The 1,188-nt window shown below is 73.7% G+C and carries 1 protein-coding gene and 1 pseudogene; one reads left to right on the top strand and one right to left on the bottom strand.

All coding sequences use genetic code 11. From position 1 onward, the window contains the following. A pseudogene (locus tag KS423_RS45810) lies at positions 1-382 on the bottom strand (cytosine deaminase); the annotation flags it as partial. A 205-nt stretch (positions 383-587) separates the two neighbouring features. Between KS423_RS45810 and KS423_RS45815 the strand changes: the two are divergent. Beyond that, entirely contained in the window at positions 588-1,079 is a 492-nt protein-coding gene (locus KS423_RS45815; protein ID WP_224285562.1) for an HPP family protein, read from the top strand. Positions 1,080-1,188 lie beyond the last annotated feature (109 nt).

Consider the following 1,188-nt stretch of genomic DNA (forward strand, 5'->3'; position numbering starts at 1 on the left):
GCCCGGTCACCCCGGCCAGCCCGTACGCCGGCGCCACGTCCACGTGGGCCCGCACCGCGCGGGTGCCGCGCGTCACGGCGTGGCTCAGCAGCCGGTGGGCGCGGTCGGCGAGCGGGGTGCGCTGCCGCCGGTAGAGGTCGACGTCGCCCTGCACGTACTCGGGCAGCGAGCCGGCCGGGCGGCGGCTGTACCAGGGCTCGCCCCAGGCGGTCTTGTCCGGGTGGATGTGCGCGTCCACCAGGGTGGGCAGCACGATCCGGCCGGCGCCCTCGACCACCTCCGGCACCGCCCCGTCCGGCACCCGCTCGGCCAGCAGGCCGTCCACGGCGATCAGGTCGACGGCCCGGTCGGCGCCGTACGGACGGACGTCCCGGAAGACCATGACGGACGGCACGGTGGCGGAAGGAGTGGCATCGGGTCGCGTGGCGCCGGAAGGCGTGGTCATGGGGTGCTCGCTCTCGCTCTGGTTCCCGGGGTGATCCGGCTCCGTGGACGGAATCTGTCCGACAGGCAAAACGTCCTACCTTTCATTCAACAGTCTGTTTATCATCTCCGGGTTCCCGTCCCCCGTCCGGAGTCGCTCACGCATGCCCACACCACCGCCCGCCGTCACGCCCGGACCGCACCCGCTGCATGCCCTGCGGGCCACCGTCTTCGCCATCGGCGCCCTGCTCCTGCTGGTCGGAGTGGGCGTACTGCTCGACCAACCGCTGCTGATCCCGCCGTTGGCCGCCAGCGCCGCGCTGGTGCACGGCGCACCCGGGCTGCCGATCTCGCAGCCGCGCAACCTGATCGGCGGTCAGCTGATGTCGGCCCTGATCGGCTTCGCAACCCTGGCCGTCACCGGCAGCACCGCCTGGGGCGCGGCCGTCGCCGCCGGGCTCTCACTGGGCGCGATGATGCTCACCCACCTCTCGCACTCCCCGGCCGCGGCCACCGCCGTGATCGTGGTCCTGCAGGCGCCGCACCCCGTGCCCTTCCTCCCTCTCCTCGTGCTGGCCGCCGGGCTGCTGGTCGCCATCGGTCTGCTGCCCGGCCGGATCGGCGGGCATCCGGTCCGCTACCCGGTGTCCTGGTGACGGCCGCATCCCGGCGACCGACCACGCCCTGCCGACGGGGAACACCCCGTCGACCGGCGACGCCGTGGTGACCTGCTGTCCACTCTCCTGCTGAACGCCGGCGGTCGGG

The organism is Streptomyces sp. LS1784 (genome assembly GCF_020103755.1).
Taxonomy (GTDB): Bacteria; Actinomycetota; Actinomycetes; order Streptomycetales; family Streptomycetaceae; genus Kitasatospora.